This is a genomic window from Nonomuraea sp. NPDC049714, assembly GCF_044465295.1.
Taxonomy (GTDB): Bacteria; Actinomycetota; Actinomycetes; order Streptosporangiales; family Streptosporangiaceae; genus Nonomuraea.
Map to the genome: position 1 here is coordinate 424909 of NZ_JBITLM010000003.1, position 21949 is coordinate 446857.

Here is a 21949-nt window from a genome sequence, read left to right on the forward strand (position 1 = left end):
GGCGGGTCAGCCCTTGACGCTGCCCGCGAGGATGCCGTTGATGAAGTGGCGCTGCAGCAGGACGAAGATCACCAGCAGCGGCAGCATGGCGATGCTGCCGGCGGCCAGCAGTTCGCCCCAGACGGTGGCGAAGTCGGCGCCGATCCGGTTGCCGGTGATGTTCTGCGCCAGCGTGGCCAGCACCACCTGGAGCGTCTGGTGGGAGGTGTCGTTGACGGCGACGACCGGCCAGACGAAGTCGTTGTAGACGTTCATGGTGGTCAGCACGGCCAGCGCGGCCATCCCCGGCCTGATCACCGGGAGCACGACCTTGGCGAAGATGCCGAACTCGCCGGCCCCGTCCACCCGTCCGGCGTCGATCAGCTCGTCCGGGATGGCGGCGATGGTCTGCCGCATCCAGAAGATGCTGAACGCGTCGATGCTGCCCGGCAGGATCAGCGCCTGGTAGGTGTTGACCCAGCCGAGCGCGCTCATCTCCAGCAGCAGCGGGATGATCAGCACGAGCGTCGGCAGCATCAGCGTCAGCAGCACCACGCCGAACAGCGCGTTCTTGCCGGGGAAGGTGTACTTGGCGAAGGCGTAGCCGGCCAGCGGGCAGAAGAACATGGTCATCGCGCCCTTGACCGCCAGCACCAGCGCCGTGTTCGCGAACCCGGTGCCGATCGGCACGTCGGCGAACATCGCCCGGTAGTTGTCCAGCGTCGGCGCGCCGATCGACAGCGGACTGGTGATGATCTCGGCGGCCGGCTTGAGCGAGGAGCTGATCGCCCACCAGATCGGATACAGGAAGGCGAGGGCGAGCAGCGTCAGCAGCACGTACTGCGCGACGCCCGGTCTGGTCCGGTTCATGACACCTCGTCTTTCGGCCGCAGCAGCCTGACCGCGCCCAGCGACAGGCCGAAGACCAGCAGGACCAGCAGGAACGAGTTCGCGGCTCCGGTGCCCAGGTCGGAGGCGGCGATGTGCTCGTACAGGTAGAGGCCGGCGGTGGTGGTGGAGCCGTACGGGCCGCCCTCGGTGACCACGAACGGCTCGGCGAACATCTGGAAGACGGCCAGCGTCTGCACGACCACCAGGAACGCCATGCTCCTGCGCACCAGCGGCACGGTGATCGACCAGAACTGCCGCCACCGGGACGCGCCGTCGAGCGCGGCGGCCTCGTACACGCCGCCGGGGACGGCCTGGAGGCCCGCGAGCAGGATGATGATCGCGAACCCGGTGGTCTTCCACAGGAACAGCAGCGCCAGCGTCGGCTTGGCCCACACCGTGGACGTCAGCCACCCCACGTCGGGCAGCCCCACCAGGTTGAGCAGGTAGTTGACCGGCCCGTGGTCCTCGTCGAACACCACGATCCACACCTGCGCCATGGCCACCAACGGGGTCACGAAGGGCGCGATGAACGCCACCCGGTACAGCCCCCGCAGCCGCAGCCTGGCGTTGGCCAGCAGCACCGCGCCGCCCAGGCCGGCCACGACCTGGATCGGCACGATGAGCACCCACATGACCGCGCTGTTGCCGAGCGAGCCCCAGAACTCCGGGCTGGTCAGCAGGTAGAGGTAGTTGTCCACGCCGACCCAGTGGGCCGCGCCCGCGCCCCGCCAGCGCATGAAGCTGAGCTGCAGCGCGTAGATCAGCGGGTAGACCCCGAACGCGGCGAAGACGACGAAGAACGGGGCGACGAACAGGTACGGCGTCAACCGCACGGACCTCATGAGCGGTCGATCAGGTTGCGCTGGATCTTCTCGCCCGACTCGGAGATCACCTGGTCGGGCGACATCTTGCCCTCCATCAGGCGCTGGAGGTTGTTGCCCAGGTAGTCCACCGACTCGGCCCACCACCACGGGATCGGCGCGGCGGCCGGGATGGTGGCGGCGGCCTCGACGGCGACCTTCCACAGGTCCTGGCCGCCGAGCGCCTCGATCGGCTCGAACAGCGGCTTGGCCGGGTCCAGCGCGGGCTTGAAGCTGGGGACCGAGGTGGACAGGCCGCCGGGGTAGACGTCGTTGGGGCCGTACACCGCGGTGTAGCCGGGCTCCTTGAAGCAGAGGAACTCGTACAGCAGCCAGGCCAGCTCGGGGTTCTTGGCCTTGGCGGGGATGACGAAGCTGCTGCCGCCCATGGCGCCGCTGCGCGCGCCGCCGGGCGTCCAGGCCGGCAGCGGGGCGGCCCGCCACTTGCCCTTGGTCTGCTTGAGCAGCTGCTGCGGCGCGAACGACCACCAGATCGCCCACGGCACGAACACCTGCTGGCCGTTGTCGAGCGTGTTGACGTCGGCCGGCTTCAGGTAGGGCGCGTGGGTGACCAGGCCGTCCTTGACCGCGGTCTCGATCCAGGTGAGGATCCGCCGGTACTCGGCGGAGTCCAGCCTCAGCTTGCCCTGGGCGTCGGTCAGGCTGGTGCCCTGCTGGTTGGCGAGCATCTCCAGCCACAGCTGGCCGAGGAAGGGGTCCTTGTCCAGGTGGATGGGCTTGGTGGAGGGAACCTTCTCCTTGACCGTCCGGGCGGCGGCCACCAGGTCGTCGTACGTGGCCAGGCCCGCCGGGTCGACCCCCGCGTCCTCCAGGATGTCCTCGCGGTACCAGAGCAGTCCGGGGTCCAGGTCCCACGGCACCCCGTAGATCTTGCCGTCCACGGTGTTGACGGACAGCTTGTACGGCGCGGTCTGGTCGCGGTAGGGCGAGATGAGGTCGGTCAGGTCGAAGAGGTGCTCAGCCTGCCCGCTGATCTTGGCGTCGTCCCAGAAGCTGCCGTCGGGCACGCCCGTGCCGCTGATCAGCGTGTTGGCCAGCTTGGCGTCGATGTCCACGGCCTGGTGGTTCACCTTGACGCCCGGATAGGCCTCGCGGAACTTGCCGATCGCCGCGTCGAACACCTTGAACAGGTCACCCGACCGATTCCAGATCGTTATCTCGCCCTTGGCCGACGACGCGGAGGCGGTCGGCTTGGCGAGCTTGCTCGGCGCGGCGGTGGTGCCGCCGGGAGCGCACGCCGCGAGTGAGCCGGTGGCGGCGAGAGCGCCCATGCCGAGGGCTCCCTTGAGGAAACCGCGACGGGCGAGCGGGGGTGTGGACATCTTGGGACTCCTCGGCATGGCAGCTCTGCAACGATGCAGACATCATGCATACTTGTCTGCAACGATGCAAGAGCGGGTTTGGGATCTTCCCAGTCCCGGTGGCGGGAGGTACAAGAGACGCATGTCCGGTCCTACCCTGCGCGACGTCGCCAAGCGGGCGAACGTATCGATTCGCACGGTGTCCAATGTGGTCAACGGGTACGCGCCGGTCTCCGACGAGCTGCGCGCACGGGTGCAGGCCGTCCTGGACGAGCTCGACTACCGTCCCAATCTGATCGCCCGCAACCTCAAGCAGGGTCGTACGGGGATGATCGCCCTGGTGGTGCCCGAGCTCGACGTGCCGTACTTCGCCGAGCTGGCCCGCGAGGTGATCACGGCGGCCCGCGCCCACGGGTACGTGGTCATGATCGACCAGACCGACGGCGCGGTCGAGCGGGAGCGCGCGTTGCTCGGGCGGGACTCACGGGCCATGATGTTCGACGGCCTGCTGCTCAGCCCGCTCGCCGTCTCCGCCGAGGAGCTGCGCGAACGCGGCAACCGGATCCCGATCGTGCTGCTCGGCGAGCACATCTTCAACGGCAGCTTCCACCACGTCGCCATCGACAACGTGGCCGCCGCCCGCGAGGCCACCGCGCACCTGCTGGGGCTGGGCCGGCGCCGGGTGGCCGCCATCGGCGACCAGCCGTACGCGACCGGGGAGACCGCCCAGCTGCGCACCGCCGGCTACCGCCAGGCGCACGCCCACGCCGGCCTGGCGGTGGACGAGGAGCTCATCATCGCCACGCCGCACTTCCACCGGCGGCTCGGCGCGCAGGCCATGGAGCGGCTGCTCGCGCTGCCGGACCCGCCTGACGCCGTGTTCTGCTACAACGACCTGCTCGCGCTCGGCGCCATGCGGGCGCTGACCAGGGCGGGCCGCCGGGTCCCCGGCGACGTCGCCGTGGTGGGCCTCGACGGCATCGAGGAGGGCCAGTACAGCACGCCGAGCCTGACCACGGTCGCCCCGGACAAGGGCGAGATCGCGCGCACGGCGGTGGACACGCTGATGGAGTCGATCAGCGGCGGCGCGGCCAACCCCACCGAGATCGTGGTGCCGCACAGGCTGATCATCCGTGAGAGCACCGCGGGCGAGGACGACGCGCGATGGTGACGCGCGCCCGAGCGGCGGCGGGCCCGGCTTCCGGACGGGCTCGGGGCCGGCTGGTGCGGATCCGGCCGACCGGCTACATTGCCGTCGCATGAGCCTGCGCGAACAGCTGTGCGAGTACGGCCGGCGTGCCGTCGAGCTCGGCCTGGTCATCGGCACGTCGGGAAACCTGAGCGTGCGCGACGGAGACCGGGTCGCGGTCACCCCTTCGGGCGCGGCGCTCGACCGGCTGACCCCGGAGATGTGCCCCGTCGTCGACACCGACGGCTACCTCCTGGAGGGCGAGCTCCAGCCGTCCTCGGAGACCCCGATGCACCTGGCGGTCTACGCCGCGACCGGCGCGCAGGCGGTGGTCCACACCCACTCGGTGTTCGGCACGGTGGTGGCCACCACGATGACCGAGCTGCCGCCCGTCCACTACAACGCGCTGCTGCTCGGCGGCGTGGTCAAGGTCGCCGAGTACGCGACGTACGGGACCGACGAGCTGGCCGCGAACGTGCGGGCGGCGCTGGCGGGCAAGCAGGCGGCGCTCATGGCCAACCACGGCGGGGTGACCGTCGGCGCGACGCTCGACCAGGCCTTCGAGGCCACCCGCCTGCTGGAGTGGCTCTGCGAGGTCTACGTGCGCGGCCTGAGCGTCGGCAAACCGGCGATCCTCACCGACGAGCAGCTCGCGGCGGTGGTCGAGCGCTCGCTCAACCCGCCGGAGTTCCCCCGCCGCCCGTCCCCGTGACGGTCATCCTCTGACGGCGGCCTCCGCGAGGCCGAGCGGCAGCCCGCCCGCGCCCGCGATCCGGTCGTGGAACGACTTCAGCGACCCCTGGTACGACTCCCGGATGCGGTCGATCTCGATGGCGCCGGTGAGGTACGACGGCGCCTGCGTGGGCCAGGCGCAGTAACGGTCCACCTCGCCCTGGGCGGTTCCGGGAGACAGGGACGCCTTGGTGGCCATGAACGTCTCGGCCTCCTCGATCGGCAGGTCGTCGCAGTGCAGCGCCGTGTCGACCACCATCCGGGCGGCGCGGAAGATCCGGCAGTCGAGGTGGGCCAGCTCGGTGGCCGGGGTGTCGAAATAGCCCTGCTCGTGCAGGAGCTTCTCCACGTACAGGGCCCAGCCCTCGGTGAAGTACGGCGTGCGGAACACCTTGCGGACGGCGCTCGGGTGACCCGCCATGTAGGACAGGTGCCAGTGGTGTCCCGGGTAGGCCTCGTGGACGGCCAGCGAGGGCATCACCGCCCGGGAGTTCGTCCGCAGGCGCTGCCGTACCTGCTCCTCGGTGAAGTCGTCCGGGGTGTAGGGGACGAAGAAGACGCCGGTGCGCGAGGTGCTGAGCGGCGGCGGCGCGAGGTAGTGGGCGACGGACAGGACAGGCCGGGTGTAGACGGCCGACGGCAGCACCAGGCACTCCTCCCCCTCGGCGAAGGTGACCAGGTCGCGGTCACGGACGAAGTCGCGGGCCCGCCGGGTCTCGACCTCGTACTCCGCGCGCATCTCCGCCAGGGTCGCGGGGTGGTCGTCCATCAGGGACTCCATCGCGGCCCGCCAGTCCGGGGAGCCGTTCACCCGTGGCGAGACCTCGCGCATCCGGTCGTTCAGCGCGTCCCAGGCCGCCCGGCCCTTGTCGTGCAGCTCGGCCGCGCCGTACCCGAGGAGTTCGCGCTCGCGCAGCAGCGTGGAGTAGAGCCGCTCGCCCATCCGCCAGGTGCCGCCGCACCGGAAGCCGTCGAGGAAGACGACGAGCTCGTCGAACGCGACGGCGGCCGGTTCGGCGGCGTCGGCGAGCCGGGCGCCCAGGACGGGGTCCTCGATCATCGAGGGGACGGTCTCGGTGAGGAAGCCGCGCCCGGTGCGGGCCTGCCGGAGCCCGCGCTGGACCAGCAGCGGCGCGGCGAGGTCGGGGTCGAGGTTGACCTGGCAGGCGGCGAGCACGCCGGGCACCTCGGCCAGCAGGGAGAGCGCGGCGGACACCAGCTCGGGTTCGGGCTTGAGCCGCCGCTGGAGCGGGGTGTAGAGGGCGCTGAAGACGGTCCCGAGGTAGCCACCGGGGTCGCGGCGCCACTCGGGCCAGGCGGCCATCGCGATGGAGCCGCGCAGCTGGGACAGGACGAGGTCCCGGTCGATCGCCTCGTCGGGGGTAGCGGTCTCGGCGGCGGACAGGCGCTCCAGCCAGCGGAGCTCGTCGCGCTCGCGGTCGGTGAAGGCGGTGGCGGAGAAGTCGCCGAGCGTATGGTCATAGCCCTCGGCGCCCAGGGTGGCGGCAACCACCGGACGTCCGGAAAAGTACCACTTGAGAAACTCGTCCACCGATGCACAATATCCTGGTGGAATGCCCCTTCAGATCACCGGCGCGCTAGGCGATTCCGACCTGATCCGGCTCCCCTGGGAGCTCCCGCTGGAACAGTGGCCGCAGCGCCATCTGGTCGATCTTCCCCGCGGCATCTCGCGGCACGTCGTGCGCTTCGCCCGGCTCTCCGGCAAGGTCTACGCGATCAAGGAGATCAGCGAGCGGTACGCCAAGCGCGAGTACCAGCTCCTGTGGGACCTGGCCAGACTCGACGCCCCCGCCGTGGAGCCGATCGCCTACGTCACCGGCAGGGACGAGGGGCTCGACGCGGCGCTGATCACCCGGCACCTGCAGTTCTCGCTCCCCTACCGGGCCGTCATGTCGGGCACGCTGCGCCCGGACACGCTCACCCGCCTGCTGGACGCGCTGGCCGTGCTGCTGGTGCGGCTGCACCTGAACGGCTTCTTCTGGGGCGACTGCTCGCTGTCCAACACGCTGTTCCGCCGGGACGCGGGGGCGTTCGCCGCCTACCTGGTCGACGCCGAGACCGGCGAGATGCACCCGATGATCAGCGAGGGCCAGCGGGCCGCCGACATCGACAGCGCGCACACCAACATCTTCGGCGAGATGCTCGACCTGGAGGCCGGCGGACTGCTGGACCCCGCGATCGACCCGATGAACACCGCCGAGGACGTGGTCAACCGCTATCACCGGCTGTGGAGTGAGATCACCCAGGACGAGATCATCGAGGAGGTCGACTGGCACCGGGTGGAGCACCGGATCCGGCGGCTCAACCTGCTCGGCTTCGACGTGGCGGAGATGATGGTGCGGCGCAAGGTCGGCACCGGCCGGCTGATCGTCCGGCCCAAGGTCGTCGACTCCGGGCACCACCAGCGCCGGCTGCTCCGGCTGACCGGCCTCGACGCCGAGGAGAACCAGGCGCGCCGGCTGCTGAACGACCTCGACGGGTTCAGGGTGGCCAAGGGGCTGCGGCACGAGGACGAGGCGATCGTGGCCCACCGGTGGCTGGCCGAGGTGTTCCAGCCCACGCTCGCGGCCATCCCCGCCGAGCTGCGCGGCAAGCTGGAGACCGCCCAGCTGTTCCACGAGATCCTGGACCACCGGTGGTACCTGTCGGAGGCGGCCGGGGGCGACGTCGGCCTGAGCGCGGCCGTCAAGTCGTACGTGGACAACGTGCTGGTATTCAAGCCCGACGAGAAGGCGCTGCTGCCCGCCGAGCCCACCGATCCGCAGATATGAATCGAATTCCGAGACCTCGCGAACTGTTCCCATAAATCACGGGATTCTGTATCACGGTGGGGTTTTTCTTCGCCTCAGCGATATACATCTCCATCTCTGTACGACTCCTGACAAGTTCCGGCATTCGGCACTCCTTTCGTCACTCCTAAGCTGTCCCAGTCCCAGGACGGCGAGGGAGGCCAGATGCTCGGACTAGACACCTGCCTGACCGCGGTCATGGCCATACCGGGAGCGCTCGACGCGATGCTCGTGGACCACACGAGCGGTATGGCCGTGGCCGTCAGCGGGCAACCGCACGGCGTGGACGCCGAGAAGTCGGCCGCGGCGCTCACCGAGACGCTGCGCGCCACCGTGGAAGGGCTGGCGCACTCCTGTCCGGGCGACACGGTCCGCGTCGACGACATGCTCATCACCACCGACAAGGGCCACCATCTGCTCCGGATGCTGGACACCCTGTTCGAGGGCCCGCTGGTGATCTACGTACGCCTCGACCTGGAGCGCTCGAACCTGGCCCTGGCACGCCACCGCCTGCGCGCCCTGTCCGACCAGTTGCTGGCGTGAGCGCATGCCACCGCTCGACACACTGCTGGCCGGCCTCGCCAAGGAGCGATCCACCGGCGCCCTGCGCGTGGGCAGGGCCGGCACCGTCTTCCTCGACGAGGGGCGCGTCACGTACATGGACTGTGCGCAGACGCCGGGCGTCGAGCGGCTGCTGGCCGCGCGGGGACGCGTGCCGGAGGCAGCGCTGCGCGCGCTGCGGGCGGACGGCGGCTGCGAGCGACTGCTCGAACAGGGGCCCGTCACCCTCGGCGAGCTGCAGTACTGCGTGCTGGGCGCCGTCCTGGACGCCGCGTTCTTCCTCCTGCCCACCACCGGGACCAGGCCGAAGTTCCGTCCCGGCGAGCGCCACTGGCTGGGCGGGCGGTGGTACTTCGACGTGCCCGGCCTGGTGCGCGAGTGCGCGCGCCGCCGCGCCCGGCTCGCCCAGATCTGGCCCGCCGCCGACGTGGACACCGCTCCCGTACGGCCCGCTCCCCGGCTGGCAGGACGGGGTGTGGCGCTCAGCGACGTGGAGTGGGAGGTCGTGGTCCGCGCCGACGGCGAGGCCACCTCGCTGGAGCTGGCCAGGCGGCTCGGCAGGTCCGGCTACTCGGTCATGCTCGCGGTGCGCAGGATGGCGGCGGCGGGCCTGCTCGACACGGAAGAGCCGGCCGCCGCGCTGCCCAAGCGGGACAGGCGGCCCGAGTCCCGGCGGGAGGCCGGCGGTCCCCGGCCCGCTGGGGCGCTGGGCCCGCAGGTGAACGCCGACCCGACGGACATCGAGCTGCTGCTGCGGCTCAAGAAGGCGCTGGAGGAGCTGTCGTGAGGTTCCCCTCACGCAAGAGGAGGCCACCGGTGGAGCTGCGTGACGAGGTGCGCAAGGAGATGGTCCTCCTGCGCGAACGCACCCCTGACGTGAGAGGCAGCGTCGCCTCGACCGTCGACGGACTGACGATCGCGTGCGACCTCGTGATCGACGGCGGCGAGCAGGTCGCCGCGCTGGCCTCGGCGCTGCTCGCGATGAGCAGGCGCATGCTCGCCCTGGCGGGGAGGGGCGAGCTGGAGGAGACGCTCATCTCCGGCTCGGCCGGCCACGCCGCCTTCTACGCGGCCGGCCCCACCATCGTCCTCACAGTCCTGGCCGAGCCCGGCGCGAACCTCGGGCTGCTCCGGCTGGAGGGCCGCAAGACGGCGTCCACGGTCGCCGCGGTCGCCCGACACGTTCATTCCCGATCGGAGGAAGCATGACCAGCATGGACATCTCGCTCAAGGAGATGATGACGATCGACGGCTCGCTCGGGGCCGCGATCGTCGACCACGGCAGCGGTATGGCGCTGGGCTCGCTCGGCAGCTCGAAGGACCTGGATCTCCAGGTCGCCGCGGCCGGCAACACCGAGGTCGTCAAGGCCAAGCTGCGGACGATGGACTCGCTCGGGCTCAAGGACAGCATCGAGGACATCCTCATCACCCTCGGCGGCCAGTACCACATCATCCGGCCGATCTCCGGCCGTGGCGGCAAGGGCCTGTTCCTCTACCTGGCCCTTGACCGCAACCGGGCCAACCTGGCCATGGCCAGGCACCAGCTCAAGACCATCGAGGAGAGGCTCGAGGTCTGACAGATCGCGGCGGCTCGCGTCCGGGCGCGGCGGGCGCGAGCCGTCGTCACAAACCTACGCTTTTCCGGCCGAATTTGAGGTCAGCTTCGTGATGGAACCGGCGATCTCCGGCCACAGGGGCTGCGGCAGGTCGTGCCCCATACCGGGGAGGACCAGGAGCTCGGCTCCCCGGATGGCCGCCGCGGTGGCCTGGCCGCCGGCGAGCGGAACCAGGGGGTCCGCGTCACCGTGGATGACCAACGTGGGCACGTCCACCCCGCCGAGCGGCTCGGTCCTGTCGGGGGAGGCCATGATCGCGGCGAGCTGCCTGGCGGTGCCCGCCGGGTCGTGGCAGCGGTCGTAGGCCAGGGCGGCCAGCCGCAGGAAACGCTCCCGGTCGAGCTCGAAGCCGGGCGAGCCGATCACCGCCCTGTTCGCCAGCGCCTGGGCCAGCACCGCCTCCCGGTCGCCGGCCGGCGGGGCGAACAGCACCGCGCCGGCCGCCTCGGTGGGCGGGGCCGCCGACGGGCCCGTGGTGGACATGATCGAGGTGAGGGTGAGCACCCGTTCGGGGTGCCTGAAGGCGAGGGTCTGGGCGATCATGCCGCCCATCGACGCGCCCACCACATGCGCGGCGGGCCAGCCGAGCACCTCCATCAGCCCGGCCGCGTCGTCGGCCATGTCGTCCAGCAGATACGCCGAGGGCGTCCCCGGTCGGGGGACGCCCTCGGCGTGCAGATGGGTGGACAGGCCCGCGTCGCGGTTGTCGAATCTGACGACGTGATGACCCTGCTCGGCCAGTAGCGAGCAGAATTCGTCGTCCCAGTGGATGAGCTGGGCGCCCAGCCCCATGATCAGTAGGAGAGGGCGCCCGCCAGGCGAGCCGAAGCTCTCGTAGGCCAGTTCGATGCCGTTGACCGATGCACGCGAGATCACAGATGACAATTACCGTCAAACGCTTCTGGCGTAAAGCCAAACCCAAGGGCGGCGGGGGACGGCGGAGGTCGGCGGGGGTCGGCGCAAAGCCATCCCCAGGGGGCGGCGGGGGGTGTCGCGTGCGGTTGGGGCTGGGTCAGCGGGTCATGAGACGGCGGATGCGGTCGCGGCCGAGGATGGCGCCGCCGCCGACGAGGGCCAGACCGCCGGCGAGGGCGGCACCGGTGACGCCGCTCGGCTCTTCGGTCGCGGCCGCGGCGGCGGGGCTGGAGGGGCCGGCGTACGCGGTCGCCTTGACGGAGACGGCGGGGCCGCCGGAGCCCGAACCGGCGCGGGCGGAGGCGTCGGCGAGAGGCTTGCCCTCCACGACCTTCGGCTCGCCCTTCTCGATCTTCTTCTCGGCCAGGATCTGCGGCGGCTTGGCCGGGTTGGCGTCCTTACGCGACCAGGCGCCGGTCGAGAAGGCCACCGGGTGGTTCTTCTTGCCCACGCCCTTGCCCCACTTGGTGATGACGTACTCGACCTTGATGTGGCCCTTGCCACCGTTGTTGTCGACCATCAGCGTCCGGGAGTTGAACGTGCCACCGGTCAGCTCGGCGAAGGTCTTGGAGTCCAGGTCCAGCATGACGCCGCTGCTGGAGGGAGCGCCGGGGCCACGGTCACCGACGAAGAACGGCATCTTCTTGCCGTTGTAGACCACGTAGCCCTCGGTCAGCAGGGGCCAGCTGGGGCTGGCGGCCATGCCCTTCTGCATGGGCTTGCCGCTGGCGGGCAGGCCGGTGTCGCCGGCGCGGCCGGAGTTGTCGTCCCAGAAGTACGAGGCCGTGGTCGAGCCCTTGAGCAGGACCTTCTGAGTGTCGTCGACATCGGCGTGGGCGGCGGGGCCGGCGCCGAAGGTCAGGACGCCGGCAGTGGCGGCGCCGGCGAGCAGGGTGATGGAACGCATGCCGAAGCGAGCAGACATGAAAAAGGGAATCCTTCGTTAGGTAATGGGGAAGCGCGCGCTCGCTTGAGGGCGTAGCCGGGCAGCGAAAGGCCGACGGACGCTACGCGGAGCGCGGAGAAGCTTGGGGGAAGTCGCCGCTCAGTGGGCGGCTGGTGACGTTACGCGGGCTGGGGGTACGCGGGAACGGAGCACAGGTGAGTTCGTCCTCTCCATCTCGCCTACCGGGTTAGCTGACGGGTTCGGACGTGGAGATGTCCTACCGGCCGCGAAGGCCGGATTCACCCCAGGAGATGGGTCCCCGGTTCCCGCGGAGGCGCGGGATTCGGCGCCAGGCGGCCGCCTCTTCCTGTTGAAGGGCCAGGTCACCGCCTGGTAACGCCACTCAACTTATAGGCCAAACCGGACAAACGCAAAGCAAATGCCATGAATTGGTTGAAAGATCTACCTAGGAAGGTCAAGAAAAAGGGGGGTACGGCATGCCGTACCCCCGCGAAATCCCCCGATTCAGCCGCCGCTCTTACGCCTGAACGATCGCTTGCTGGCAGCCGGCCCGTGTGCTCCGTGGATCTTCGAAGCGTCGGCGCCCCTGCCACCCGCACCCGTGTCCGCCTGCTGGTTGCGCTTGCGATCCAGCGCCTCGCGGAACTTGCGCTTCATCTCGTCCTCGGGGGTTTCGCTGACTTCCGGCTCCGGTGATTCCGCCATGAGGACCTCCTGGTGTTGGGGACATACACAGCTTGGCATGACGCTCCTTACAGCGCGAAACCGGGGATCGGCGATTCCGGGTCACAGCGGCGTGGAGCAGGTGCCCGAGCGGATGAAGGCCAGGCCGTCGTAGTCGTCCGCGAGCACGGTCGGAGCGAAGCGGAATTTGTAGGTGAGACGGTTGACCACGGCTCCGTAGGCGCGCACGTGCAGACGGCTGCCGAGCCAGCGCGCCACCCCCTCCGACCGCTCGCCGGTGCGCAGGTCCAGCAGGTGATCGTCCGGGCAGGCGGCGGCCAGCCTGGCCTCGACCATCGTGGCGTTGTCGACGCTCGGCACCCGGTTCCGCACGGGCGGCTTGCGCGGGTCGGGCTTGCCGAAGCGCATCCGCCTGGCCCTGAACTCCCCCTCGCCCATGAGCAGCCCCAGGGCGTAGTAGGCGGCGCCGTGCCGCTGCCGCAGGTGCCGGCCCATGGCCGGGACGGGGCCGCCGCCGTGGTTGCCGGACATCACATGGCCGTTGTGCGCCCACACCGCGACCTTCACGGCGGGATCGCCCAGCAGCCGGTCCACGTTGTCGGCGAGAAACAGGTCACGGACGGCCCCGACGGTCTGCTGCGGGTCGGCGTGCCGCATCGGCCGGGACGCCAGGACGGCGCTCTGCCGCAGCGTCCTGGCATGCGCGATCGCCTCACCCGCCGGTCCGGGCCCGGCGGCGAGGAAGTCCTCCAGGCGGCGGGCGGCTGTCTCGACGGCCGGGTCCAGGGGGCCGTCCACCCCCAGCCGGGTCTGCCCGAGCGCGGCCAGCGGCTCCAGGAACGCCGGGGCGACCTCCCCCAGGTATCGGGCCAGCCACTCGATCGAGGCCGCCGGATACTGCGGGTCGATCCCGGCGAAACGCACCTTACGCTCCGGGGGCGCGGCGCGGTTGTACTCGCGCATCCACTCCACCACCCCGAGCATCTCGCGCGTGTGCCAGGTCCAGAAGACCATCCCACCCAGCGCCTCGGCCGCGTCGCCGGTGCCGTGCAGCACGTAGTCGTTGACCGCCTCGGCCGCGGAGACGCTGGCCTCCATCGCCAGCACGGTGAAGCCCAGCTCCTCCACCAGGAAGCGCAGCAGCCGGTGCTTGAGTAGGAAGAACTCGCGGGTGCCGTGGGTGGCCTCGCCGAGCCCCACCACGCGCACGCCGTCCAGAGCGGGCCGCAGCGGCTCCAGGTCGGCGACGGGCGTGCCCGGCTCCAGCGCGGCCAGCCGGATGGCCCGCCCCGCCAGCCAGCCGGTCAGCTCTTCCGGGACGGCGACAGCGGTCATGACTTCTTCGCGCCGCGCCGTACGGCATCGCCCAGGAGCACCAGCCCGAGCAGGCCGAGGACGAGGCTCAGGGCGGTGTGCGCGCTGCCGTCGAGCCAGAGATGCAGCAGGCCGAAGTGCCGGTCGAAGGAGGTGGCCACCAAGCCGCCGAACCCCTGCAGCATGAGAAAGAAACCGAGAATCCCCATGGGCTACACCTTGCCATGGCGATGTCGGCGGCACAGGCGACCAAAGTATGCCCACAGCCGACCATCGAACGTTTCTTATTGCCGCCCAAGAAAGTGCGGATCATTTTTCTTACGGCAAAGATCCACACAGTCCGGAAAACTCGTACTATTTCTGGCAAAGCACCGGAAACGAGGCGAGGGCATGACAGGGGACGAGCAGCTTCCGGCACACATCGATCCGACCGTGCCCAGTGTCGCCAGGATGTACGACTACTACCTCGGCGGGAAGGACAACTTCCCGGCCGACCGGGAAGCCGCCGAGCAGATCATCCAGCTGGGCCGCCAGATGGGCTCGGACATCAGGGAGGTCGCCCTGGCCAACCGCGGGTTCCTGATCCGCGGCGTACGGCATATCGCCGAGTCCGGGGTGCGGCAGTTTCTCGACCTGGGCACCGGCCTGCCCACCCAGGACAACATCCACCAGGTGGTCCAGCGCGTCACGCCCGACGCCAGGGTCGTCTACTCCGACAACGATCCCATCGTGCTGGCCCACGCGCGGGCCCTGCTCGCCGACAATCCCGGCACGGTCATCGTGGAGGCGGACGTACGCGCCCCGGAGGCCCTCCTGGTGGCCGCCGCCGGCCACCTCGACTTCACCCGGCCCGTGGCGGTCGTCATCGCGGCGGTGCTGCACTTCCTGCACGACGACGCGGAGGTGGCGCGGATCATCGAGACCCTGCGCCGGCCGCTGGTCCCGGGCAGCCACCTGATGGTCTCCCACGGTTACATCGAGACCGGCCAGGCCGACAAGGAGGCAGTGGACGTGGTGCGCGACGTCTACCGGCGCAGCACGTCCGGCGCGATCGCGTGGCGTGACCGCGAGAGCATGCTGGGCTGGTTCGAGGGCCTCGAACTGCTGGATCCGGGCGTCGTCCCGGCCCAGCGGTGGCGCAACCCCGACGAGGACCCGTACGGCTGGCCCGGCCTGGCCCGCGGCGGCGTGCTGGCCGGGGTCGCCCGCGTCGCGTAGCTGTTCACCCGCACGGCGAGGAGAGAGCGCATGTTCCAGGTGGGGGCGGTCACCGTCACCGAGATCGTCGAGACCCGGATGTCCGTCCCCGTCACCCTGGCGTTCCGGGGCCTGAACGGCGAGAACCCCGCCGACCTGCGCCCCCGCTTCCCGGCGGCCCTCTTCGACCAGGCCGGAGACCCGGTGCTGGTCTTCCGCAGCCACGTCCTGCGCACCCCGCAGAGCGTGATCGTCCTGGACACCGGCTGGGGCAACCACAAAGAACGCCGCCTCGACCCGTACGGCCACCTCCTCGACACCGGCTACCTGGACACCATGACGGCGGCCGGCGTCGACCCCACGGACGTGGACTACGTCTTCTGCACCCACCTGCACCAGGACCACGTCGGCTGGAACACCCGCCTGGTGGACGGCGCCTGGGTGCCCACCTTCCCGAACGCGACCTACCTGTTCGTCCGGCAGGAGTACGAGCACTGGACCACGTCGGCGACCCCCGGCTCCTACGGCCACGACTCCTTCATCGACAGCGTCCTGCCGGTCGTCGAGGCCGGCCTGCACCGCCTGGTCGAACCGGGCCACGCCATCGACGACACCGTGCACGTCGAGCTCCTGCCCGGCCACACCCCGGGACACAGCGGCCTGCACGTGACCTCGGGCGCGCAGGAGGCGGTCTTCACCGGCGACCTGTTCCACATCGTCCACCAGTTCGCCCGCCCCGACTGGCACATCGTGGTCGAGCACGACGTCCAGCAGGGCGCGGCCACCCGCAGGGCCTTCGTGGACCGCTACACCGGCACCGGCGTCCGCGTGGTCCCGGCCCACTTCAACCTCCCGGCCGGCGGCTACCTCGAACCCCACGGGTTCACCGCCGGTTCCTGACCTCAGATCGGCGGCTGGGGATCGTACTGGATGTACCGCCGCACCTCGCGTGCCCGATCCACCCCGGCCAGGCGGCTCACCAGGTGGAGCGCCATGTCGATGCCCGCCGACACGCCCGCCGAGGTGATGATGTCGCCGTCGTCGACGTACCGGTCGTCGGGCCGGACCTCGATGCTCGGGTCGAGCTTCCCGAGCAGGTCCAGGGAGCCCCAGTGGGTGGTGGCCGGGCGGCCGGCCAGCAGCCCCGCCGCGGCGTACACCAGTGAGCCCGTGCACACGCTGGTCATCAGCGAGACGCTCGCGCGCTGCTCGCGGATCCAGGCCAGGTGGGCGTCGTCCTCCAGCAGCGACCGGGTGCCGAACCCGCCAGGGTGCAGCAGCACGTCCAGCGGGCCGACGTCGGACAGGCCGTGCTCGGCGAGCAGGCGCAGTCCCTTGGCCGCCCGGATCGGCCCGGCCTCGTGGGCGAACGCGACGACCTCGGCCTCGGCGGGGTGCGACTTGGCCCAGGAGGCCAGCACCTCCCACGGGCCGACGGCGTCCAGCTCCTCCATGTCGTCGAACAGCATGATCCCGATGCGCATCAGTGACTCCTCACAGCTTGGAAGTGACGGCGGTACTGGCCCGGTGTGACGTCGAGGGCCCGCCTGAAGGTGCGGTGCAGGGTCTCGACCGTGCCGAACCCACAGGTGCGGGCGATCGAGTCGAGGGTGGTGCCGGTGGTCTCCAGCAGGCGGCGGGCCGCCTCCAGCCGGGCCGCCTCCACGTACGCGCCGGGCGTGCGGCCGGTCTCGGCGGCGAAGACGCGGGTGAAGTTGCGCTCGCTCATGCCGGCCCGCCGGGCGAGCGCCGGAACGGTCAGGTCCGCATCGGGATGGGCCGCGATCCAGGCCGGCAGGTCGCGCAGCGCCTCCCGGACCGGCCGCTGCACGGCCAGCTGCGCGGAGAACTGGGCCTGCCCGCCGGGCCGCTGCACGAACATCACCAGCATGCGGGCGATCCGCCGCGCCGTCTCCGCGTCCAGGTCCTCCTCGACCAGCGCGAGCGCCAGATCCATCCCGGCGGTCACCCCCGCCGAGGTCCACACGTTCCCGTCCTGCACGAAGAGCGGATCGGGGTCCACGATGACGGCCGGATACAGCTCGGCCAGCAGCTCACACCCCGACCAGTGGGTCGCCGCCCGCCGCCCGTCCAGCAGCCCGGCCGCCGCCAGCAGGAACGCCCCCGTACAGACCGACGCCACCCGCCGCGCCCGCCCCGCCGCCTGCCGAATCCACCCGACCAGGGCCGCGTCCCCGCACGCCTCGATCTTCCCCCGCCCACCGACGACGACCAGCGTGTCGATCGGCCCGGCGTACTCCCCGACCGTCGCGGTCGGCTCGACCACCACCCCACCCCCGCTCCGCACCGGCCCCGCCTGCGCGGCCACGATCTCCATGCGGTACGGCCCGGCCTGCTGGAACACCTCATGCGGGCCGGTCAGGTCGAGAATCTGGAAGCCGGGATAGATGACGAAGACGACGTGCACCCGTTCATCGTCAAGCCGGCGGCGCCCCGGCGGCAAGGACACGAACCTGACGATCCCCGCCACTCCCCGGCCAACGCCTTGCGCGCGCCGGCGGGTTAGAACCCGAACCGCACGATGCGGGTGGACCGTTTCATGCCCGGCAGCAGGTTCATGAGGCGGTACATGCGGCGTATGTTCGGGGGTGCCTTGGCCATCAGCACCGGTGAGTCGTTCATCGGCGCCTCGTCGATGAATTCGAGCCGCGGGTGCCACTCGGCCAGCGCGGCCGGGTCGTCGAAGCCGCAGCGGAACTGGGTGCCATATCGGCGCAGCGTGGGGTCCCATTTCGAGGTGCGCCACGCCCAGACCGCCACCGTGTCGAACTGTATGCGGCCGGTGGGGAAGGCGTCGACGACGCTGGTCAGCAGTTGCCGGACGGCGGTCTCGGTCAGGTAGGGCACCAGCCCCTCGGCGATCATCAGCATCGGCCGGCCGCGAGGGACACGTTCCAACCAGGTCAGGTCGGTGACGCTGGAGCCGATCAGGGTGTAGTGCTCGCGCGGCGGCAGGAATCGTCGCCGCAGTTCGATGACGGACGGGTAGTCCAGGTCGTACCAGTCGACGGTGGCGGGCGGGTCGATCCGGTACACCCGGGCGTCGAGGCCGCATCCCAGGTGCAACACCACCGCGTCAGGACGATCGGCGAGGAAGCTTCGGGCCCAGTCATCGTGGGCCTTGGCGCGCGCCACGGCGACCAGGCCCATCTGGCTGCTGCCGAATCTGCGCTTGTCGTAGCCGGGATCGAGGCGGCGCATCACCCGCTCGGCGTACTCGTCGCCGAGGATCGGGTCCGGCAGCCGGTTGTCCAGTGCTTTGGCCCTGAGGACAGGGCTGAGGGTCTTCTGCACTCCGACGAGTTCAGTGTCCTTCACGACAGCGACGCTACTCAGGGACAGCGGCCTGCTCCACAGTCAGAACGGCGATATCGGTCCCGGACGGATGCCCGGATATAACTGGTCCAGGTATAAAGATAGACTCGGACTAAATTTTGTCTTAGTCTAAGTCCGGGAGCCAGGATGTCACTGCGCGAGATGAAGAAGGAGCAGACCAGGCAACTCATCGCCGACACGGCGTGGCGCCTGTTCGCCGAGCAGGGATTCGACGGCGTCACCGTCGCCGAGGTCGCCCGTGAGGCACAGGTCGCCAAGGCGACCGTCTTCAACTACTTCCCGACCAAGGAGGATCTGTTCTACGCGCCGTTCGACGCCTTCGGCACACGGTTGATCGAAGCGATCGGCAGGCGGCCCCCCGGAGAGCCTGTGCTCGCGGCCTTCCGACGCTTCCTGCTCAACGCCAACAGCATGCTCGACGAGGTGGAAGCCGGCGACGAGGCCGCTCTTGAGTCGGCACGGACGGTCGGCCGCCTGATCGCCGGCAGCGCCGCGCTGCAGGCGCGCGAGCAGCAGGCGATCAAACAGCACACCGACTCCCTGGCGCGGCTCCTGGCGGCGGAGACCGGGGCGACGGAAGACGATCCCGGCCCTCAGGTGGCGGCGAACGCGCTGATGGGAGTACACCGCACACTGATCGACCACGCGCGCCGCCGCATCGCCGAGGACCGGACCGCCCGGCTCGGCACCGACATCCGGGCCCTCTGCACGCGGGCCTGCGCCCTCCTGGAACGCGGCCTGGCCGAATATGCCCCGGCCCCGCCCCAGAGCTGAACGATCGGCCCCGCACCCGAACAAGCACCCCTTACCTGTCCCCGGAAATGGAGGCGCCACCATGAATCCGCACGCCTTACCCAGATTCCTGGCAGCAACCACCACGGCCTTGCTCATCGCGGTATCGGGCACACCCGTCCCTGCCGTCGCCCTCTCCGCGCCCGGTCCGGTGATCGAGCCGGTACGTCAGTGCGGCGAACTGGTGCAGCGTTTCGACCTGCCGGGCGCGACGACCCACGTCACGAGCGCCACGGTGAACGACCAGAGCGAGCCGGCCTACTGCGACGTGCAGGGCCGCATCGAACGCGCGGTGACCTTCCGGCTCAGGCTGCCTCTCGACACCTTCACGGGCCGCTACCTGCAGTACGGCTGCGGCGCGTTCTGCGGGCGGATCCCGGAGCTGCCGTTTCCCGACTGCGGGGGCGATCTCGGCGGGGACGTCGCCGTCGGAGCCACCGACGACGGTCATGTGTCGGAAGGGCCGGACGAACGCTGGGCCGCGGACGATCAGACGGCCCGGAACGACTACTTCTATCGCGCGCCGCATGTGCTGTCGGTGGCGGCCAAGCGCATCATCGCCGAGTTCTACGGGGCGCCGCCGAAGAGGTCCTACTTCAGCAGTTGCTCCAACGGCGGGAGAGAAGGGCTGCTGCTGGCCCAGCGCTATCCGCGCGACTTCGACGGCGTCATCGCCGGCGCGCCGGCGCATGCCATGGGCCCGTTGTTCGGCGTCTACGCGCCCTGGCTGGCCCGGACGAACACCGCCGCCGACGGCGAACCGATCCTCACCGACGCCAAACTGCCCGCCTTGCACGGGGCCGTGGTGGCGGCCTGCGATCGGCTCGACGGGCTGGCCGACGGGCAGATCGACGATCCGCGCGCCTGCCGGTTCGACCCGGTGACGACACAGTGCCCGGCAGGCACCGATCAGGCGGACTGCCTCACCCCGCGCCAGGTGGCCGTCGTCCGCGCGCTGTACGCCGGACCGGTGGACCCCGACGGGCGCCGGCTGTACCCCGGCTGGCAGACCCGCGGCTCCGAACTCGGCTGGGAGGGAATGATCACGCCGGCCTCCTACCTGGGCAACCGCTCGTTCGCGGCGTGGCTCGGGGACAACTACCTGAAGTACGCTGGGTTCCCGATCGGCACCCCGCACTCGTCCCTGGCCGAGGCCTCCTTCACCGCGGCCGAGTTCCACCGGCTGACCGCCGAAGGCGTCAAGGGCAACGCGATGAGCCTCGATCTCCGCGCGTTCCGCCGTGCCGGAGGCAAGCTCATCCTGTGGCACGGCTGGGCAGACCCCTTGCTGCCAGCGACCGCGACGGTGGACTACTACCAGCGGCTGTCCGAACGCAACGGCGGCCTGCGCGAAACTCAGCGGTGGGCGCGGCTCTTCATGGTGCCCACGATGTCGCACTGCGGTTCCGGTTACCGGCTGACCGAATTCGACCCGCTCCGTGAGCTTGTCACCTGGGTCGAACGGGACACGGCGCCCACCCGCGTCATCGCCGTGGGCAGGGACGCGCAGGGCGCGGTCTCCCGGTCGCGACCGGTCTTCCCCCATCCGCTGGTGGCCACCTACGACGGCACCGGCAGCATCGACGACGCGGCCAACTTCGTCCCCGCACCACCGCGGCGTCCGTCGCCGGCCACCATCCGCTGGATCGGCAGCCACCTGCACGAGCTTCCCGGACCGGTGGCGCCCTAGGCGTGCCAGACGGGCCCGATGTACAAGATCTGTATGTGTCCGCAACGTCTGGAACAACATGCAAAAAGGCCGCCACCCAGCGTGTTTTCGCAGGGTGGCGGCCTGATGAAAGGTGCGCCGTCAGGGACTCGAACCCCGGACCCGCTGATTAAGAGTCAGCTGCTCTAACCAACTGAGCTAACGGCGCGCCGTGCAGGAAGGAATATACCGGCACTGAGCATCTTGGTCGAATCGGCGCGAGTCACACCCCCTCCGCTAGAATAAAGTTCGGCCAGCAGACAGGAGCATTGATGTTCGACTCCCCCGCCGACGTGACCGAGCGGCTCACCGCCGTGGACTATCTCTCCGACGACGCCATCTCCACTTCGGTGTTCCTGGCCGCCGCGCTCGGCAAGCCGCTGCTGGTCGAAGGGCCGGCGGGGGTGGGCAAGACCCAGCTGGCCAAGGCCGTCGCGCAGGCGACCGGGTCCCAGCTGATCAGGCTGCAGTGCTACGAAGGGCTCGACGAGGCCCGCGCGCTGTACGAGTGGAACTACAAGAAGCAGCTCCTGCGCATCCAGGCCACCAGCGCCGACGACGACATCTTCAGCGAGGAGTTCCTGCTGGAGCGGCCGCTGCTCAAGGCCATCAGGGCGGGGACGCCGACCGTGCTGCTCATCGACGAGACGGACAAGGCCGACGTCGAGGTCGAAGGGCTGCTGCTGGAGCTGCTGTCCGACTTTCAGGTGACGATTCCGGAGCTGGGCACCATCGTGGCCGTACGCAAGCCGTACGTCGTGCTGACCTCGAACGCCACCCGCGAGCTGTCCGAGGCGCTCAAGCGGCGCTGTCTCTACCTGCACATCGCGTATCCGACGCCGGAGCGCGAGCGGGACATCGTGCTCAGCCAGGTGCCGACGATCCGCGCCGACCTCGCCGAGCAGCTCGCCAGGACCGTGGCGACGCTGCGGGCGCTGGAGCTGAAGAAGGCGCCGTCGGTGGCCGAGACCGTCGACTGGGCGAACACGCTGCTGGCGCTGGGCCGGGAGGAGCTGGACGAGGCGACGGTGGCGCAGACGCTGGGCGTGGTGCTCAAGCACAACTCCGACCAGAGCCGGGCGGTCAAGGAACTCGGGCTTCCCACCGCATGACGC

At 70.2% G+C, this 21949-nt stretch carries 24 protein-coding genes, 1 tRNA gene and 1 riboswitch; of the genes, 12 read left to right on the forward strand and 13 right to left on the reverse strand.

Annotated features, from left to right (window positions below; all coding sequences use genetic code 11):
* Nucleotides 1-6: 6 nt before the first annotated feature.
* The 3 genes from ACIBQX_RS15265 to ACIBQX_RS15275 are packed head-to-tail and all read right to left on the reverse strand — an operon-like array spanning nucleotide 7 to nucleotide 3073.
* Nucleotides 7-849, reverse strand: a complete 843-nt coding sequence (locus ACIBQX_RS15265; RefSeq protein WP_397004665.1) for a carbohydrate ABC transporter permease — start codon at nucleotides 847-849, stop codon at nucleotides 7-9.
* Nucleotides 846-1712, reverse strand: a complete 867-nt coding sequence (locus ACIBQX_RS15270) for a carbohydrate ABC transporter permease (protein WP_397004667.1) — start codon at nucleotides 1710-1712, stop codon at nucleotides 846-848. Before ACIBQX_RS15270 ends, ACIBQX_RS15265 begins: the two co-directional genes overlap by 4 nt.
* Entirely contained in the window at nucleotides 1709-3073 is a 1365-nt protein-coding gene (locus ACIBQX_RS15275; RefSeq protein WP_397004669.1) for an ABC transporter substrate-binding protein, read from the reverse strand. Before ACIBQX_RS15275 ends, ACIBQX_RS15270 begins: the two co-directional genes overlap by 4 nt.
* 121 nt (nucleotides 3074-3194) lie before the next feature.
* Between ACIBQX_RS15275 and ACIBQX_RS15280 the strand changes: the two genes are divergently transcribed.
* Both ACIBQX_RS15280 and ACIBQX_RS15285 read left to right on the forward strand, forming a co-directional pair.
* Entirely contained in the window at nucleotides 3195-4223 is a 1029-nt protein-coding gene (locus ACIBQX_RS15280) for a LacI family DNA-binding transcriptional regulator (RefSeq protein WP_397004671.1), read from the forward strand.
* 88 nt (nucleotides 4224-4311) lie between these two features.
* Entirely contained in the window at nucleotides 4312-4953 is a 642-nt protein-coding gene (locus ACIBQX_RS15285; protein ID WP_397004673.1) for a class II aldolase/adducin family protein, read from the forward strand.
* 3 nt (nucleotides 4954-4956) lie between these two features.
* On the opposite strand, the gene ACIBQX_RS15290 is transcribed toward ACIBQX_RS15285, so the two are convergent.
* Complete coding sequence (locus ACIBQX_RS15290; RefSeq protein WP_397004675.1) at nucleotides 4957-6525, reverse strand: DUF885 domain-containing protein; 1569 nt, start codon at nucleotides 6523-6525, stop codon at nucleotides 4957-4959.
* 22 nt (nucleotides 6526-6547) lie between these two features.
* Between ACIBQX_RS15290 and ACIBQX_RS15295 the strand changes: the two genes are divergently transcribed.
* From ACIBQX_RS15295 to ACIBQX_RS15315, 5 genes are all read left to right on the forward strand, one after another.
* On the forward strand, nucleotides 6548-7765 hold the full coding sequence (locus tag ACIBQX_RS15295; RefSeq protein WP_397004677.1) for a DUF4032 domain-containing protein: 1218 nt from the start codon (nucleotides 6548-6550) through the stop codon (nucleotides 7763-7765).
* A gap of 183 nt (nucleotides 7766-7948) precedes the next feature.
* The gene (locus tag ACIBQX_RS15300) at nucleotides 7949-8326 is read left to right on the forward strand and encodes a roadblock/LC7 domain-containing protein (RefSeq protein ID WP_397004679.1); all 378 of its coding nucleotides are present in this window, start codon (nucleotides 7949-7951) and stop codon (nucleotides 8324-8326) included.
* 4 nt (nucleotides 8327-8330) lie between these two features.
* Nucleotides 8331-9131, forward strand: a complete 801-nt coding sequence (locus ACIBQX_RS15305; RefSeq protein WP_397004681.1) for a MarR family transcriptional regulator — start codon at nucleotides 8331-8333, stop codon at nucleotides 9129-9131.
* A 29-nt stretch (nucleotides 9132-9160) separates the two neighbouring features.
* Nucleotides 9161-9553, forward strand: coding sequence for a roadblock/LC7 domain-containing protein (locus ACIBQX_RS15310; RefSeq protein ID WP_397004683.1), 393 nt, complete (start codon nucleotides 9161-9163; stop codon nucleotides 9551-9553).
* Nucleotides 9550-9921 (forward strand): hypothetical protein, encoded by a 372-nt coding sequence (locus ACIBQX_RS15315; protein WP_397004685.1) that lies wholly within the window; start codon nucleotides 9550-9552, stop codon nucleotides 9919-9921. Before ACIBQX_RS15310 ends, ACIBQX_RS15315 begins: the two co-directional genes overlap by 4 nt.
* 54 nt (nucleotides 9922-9975) lie before the next feature.
* Here ACIBQX_RS15315 and ACIBQX_RS15320 read toward each other — a convergent pair whose 3' ends face one another.
* The 5 genes from ACIBQX_RS15320 to ACIBQX_RS15340 form a co-directional block, all read right to left on the reverse strand.
* Nucleotides 9976-10836 carry an alpha/beta fold hydrolase gene (locus ACIBQX_RS15320; RefSeq protein WP_397004687.1) on the reverse strand — a complete coding sequence of 287 codons (861 nt, stop codon included), beginning with the start codon at nucleotides 10834-10836 and terminating at the stop codon, nucleotides 9976-9978.
* Nucleotides 10837-10972: 136 nt separating this feature from the next.
* Complete coding sequence (locus ACIBQX_RS15325; RefSeq protein ID WP_397004689.1) at nucleotides 10973-11800, reverse strand: hypothetical protein; 828 nt, start codon at nucleotides 11798-11800, stop codon at nucleotides 10973-10975.
* 182 nt (nucleotides 11801-11982) lie between these two features.
* A riboswitch (cyclic di-AMP (ydaO/yuaA leader) is annotated at nucleotides 11983-12120 on the reverse strand.
* A 166-nt stretch (nucleotides 12121-12286) separates the two neighbouring features.
* Nucleotides 12287-12487 carry a DUF5302 domain-containing protein gene (locus ACIBQX_RS15330; protein ID WP_397004691.1) on the reverse strand — a complete coding sequence of 67 codons (201 nt, stop codon included), beginning with the start codon at nucleotides 12485-12487 and terminating at the stop codon, nucleotides 12287-12289.
* A gap of 81 nt (nucleotides 12488-12568) precedes the next feature.
* Nucleotides 12569-13801, reverse strand: coding sequence for an erythromycin esterase family protein (locus ACIBQX_RS15335; protein WP_397004693.1), 1233 nt, complete (start codon nucleotides 13799-13801; stop codon nucleotides 12569-12571).
* Nucleotides 13798-13989, reverse strand: a complete 192-nt coding sequence (locus ACIBQX_RS15340; RefSeq protein ID WP_397004695.1) for a hypothetical protein — start codon at nucleotides 13987-13989, stop codon at nucleotides 13798-13800. The genes ACIBQX_RS15335 and ACIBQX_RS15340 overlap by 4 nt, the downstream gene beginning before the upstream one ends.
* Nucleotides 13990-14170: 181 nt before the next feature.
* Here ACIBQX_RS15340 and ACIBQX_RS15345 point away from each other — a divergent pair, with 181 nt between their 5' ends.
* Together ACIBQX_RS15345 and ACIBQX_RS15350 are read left to right on the forward strand one after the other, a co-directional pair.
* Complete coding sequence (locus tag ACIBQX_RS15345) at nucleotides 14171-14998, forward strand: SAM-dependent methyltransferase (protein WP_397004697.1); 828 nt, start codon at nucleotides 14171-14173, stop codon at nucleotides 14996-14998.
* Nucleotides 14999-15028: 30 nt separating this feature from the next.
* Nucleotides 15029-15877, forward strand: a complete 849-nt coding sequence (locus ACIBQX_RS15350) for an MBL fold metallo-hydrolase (RefSeq protein ID WP_397004699.1) — start codon at nucleotides 15029-15031, stop codon at nucleotides 15875-15877.
* 2 nt (nucleotides 15878-15879) lie between these two features.
* On the opposite strand, the gene ACIBQX_RS15355 is transcribed toward ACIBQX_RS15350, so the two are convergent.
* The 3 genes from ACIBQX_RS15355 to ACIBQX_RS15365 form a co-directional block, all read right to left on the reverse strand.
* Complete coding sequence (locus ACIBQX_RS15355; protein ID WP_397004701.1) at nucleotides 15880-16461, reverse strand: DJ-1/PfpI family protein; 582 nt, start codon at nucleotides 16459-16461, stop codon at nucleotides 15880-15882.
* Nucleotides 16461-17405: a GlxA family transcriptional regulator gene (locus tag ACIBQX_RS15360; protein ID WP_397004703.1), complete on the reverse strand. Its 945-nt coding sequence runs from the start codon at nucleotides 17403-17405 to the stop codon at nucleotides 16461-16463. Before ACIBQX_RS15360 ends, ACIBQX_RS15355 begins: the two co-directional genes overlap by 1 nt.
* 95 nt (nucleotides 17406-17500) lie before the next feature.
* The gene (locus ACIBQX_RS15365) at nucleotides 17501-18316 is read right to left on the reverse strand and encodes a class I SAM-dependent methyltransferase (RefSeq protein WP_397004705.1); all 816 of its coding nucleotides are present in this window, start codon (nucleotides 18314-18316) and stop codon (nucleotides 17501-17503) included.
* A gap of 144 nt (nucleotides 18317-18460) precedes the next feature.
* Here ACIBQX_RS15365 and ACIBQX_RS15370 point away from each other — a divergent pair, with 144 nt between their 5' ends.
* Both ACIBQX_RS15370 and ACIBQX_RS15375 read left to right on the forward strand, forming a co-directional pair.
* On the forward strand, nucleotides 18461-19108 hold the full coding sequence (locus tag ACIBQX_RS15370) for a TetR family transcriptional regulator (protein WP_397004707.1): 648 nt from the start codon (nucleotides 18461-18463) through the stop codon (nucleotides 19106-19108).
* A gap of 61 nt (nucleotides 19109-19169) precedes the next feature.
* Nucleotides 19170-20816, forward strand: a complete 1647-nt coding sequence (locus ACIBQX_RS15375; protein WP_397004709.1) for a tannase/feruloyl esterase family alpha/beta hydrolase — start codon at nucleotides 19170-19172, stop codon at nucleotides 20814-20816.
* A gap of 113 nt (nucleotides 20817-20929) precedes the next feature.
* On the opposite strand, the gene ACIBQX_RS15380 is transcribed toward ACIBQX_RS15375, so the two are convergent.
* A tRNA-Lys gene (locus tag ACIBQX_RS15380) sits at nucleotides 20930-21003 on the reverse strand.
* A gap of 103 nt (nucleotides 21004-21106) precedes the next feature.
* On the opposite strand from ACIBQX_RS15380, the gene ACIBQX_RS15385 reads away from it, so the two are divergent.
* The gene (locus tag ACIBQX_RS15385) at nucleotides 21107-21946 is read left to right on the forward strand and encodes an AAA family ATPase (protein WP_397004711.1); all 840 of its coding nucleotides are present in this window, start codon (nucleotides 21107-21109) and stop codon (nucleotides 21944-21946) included.
* Nucleotides 21947-21949 lie beyond the last annotated feature (3 nt).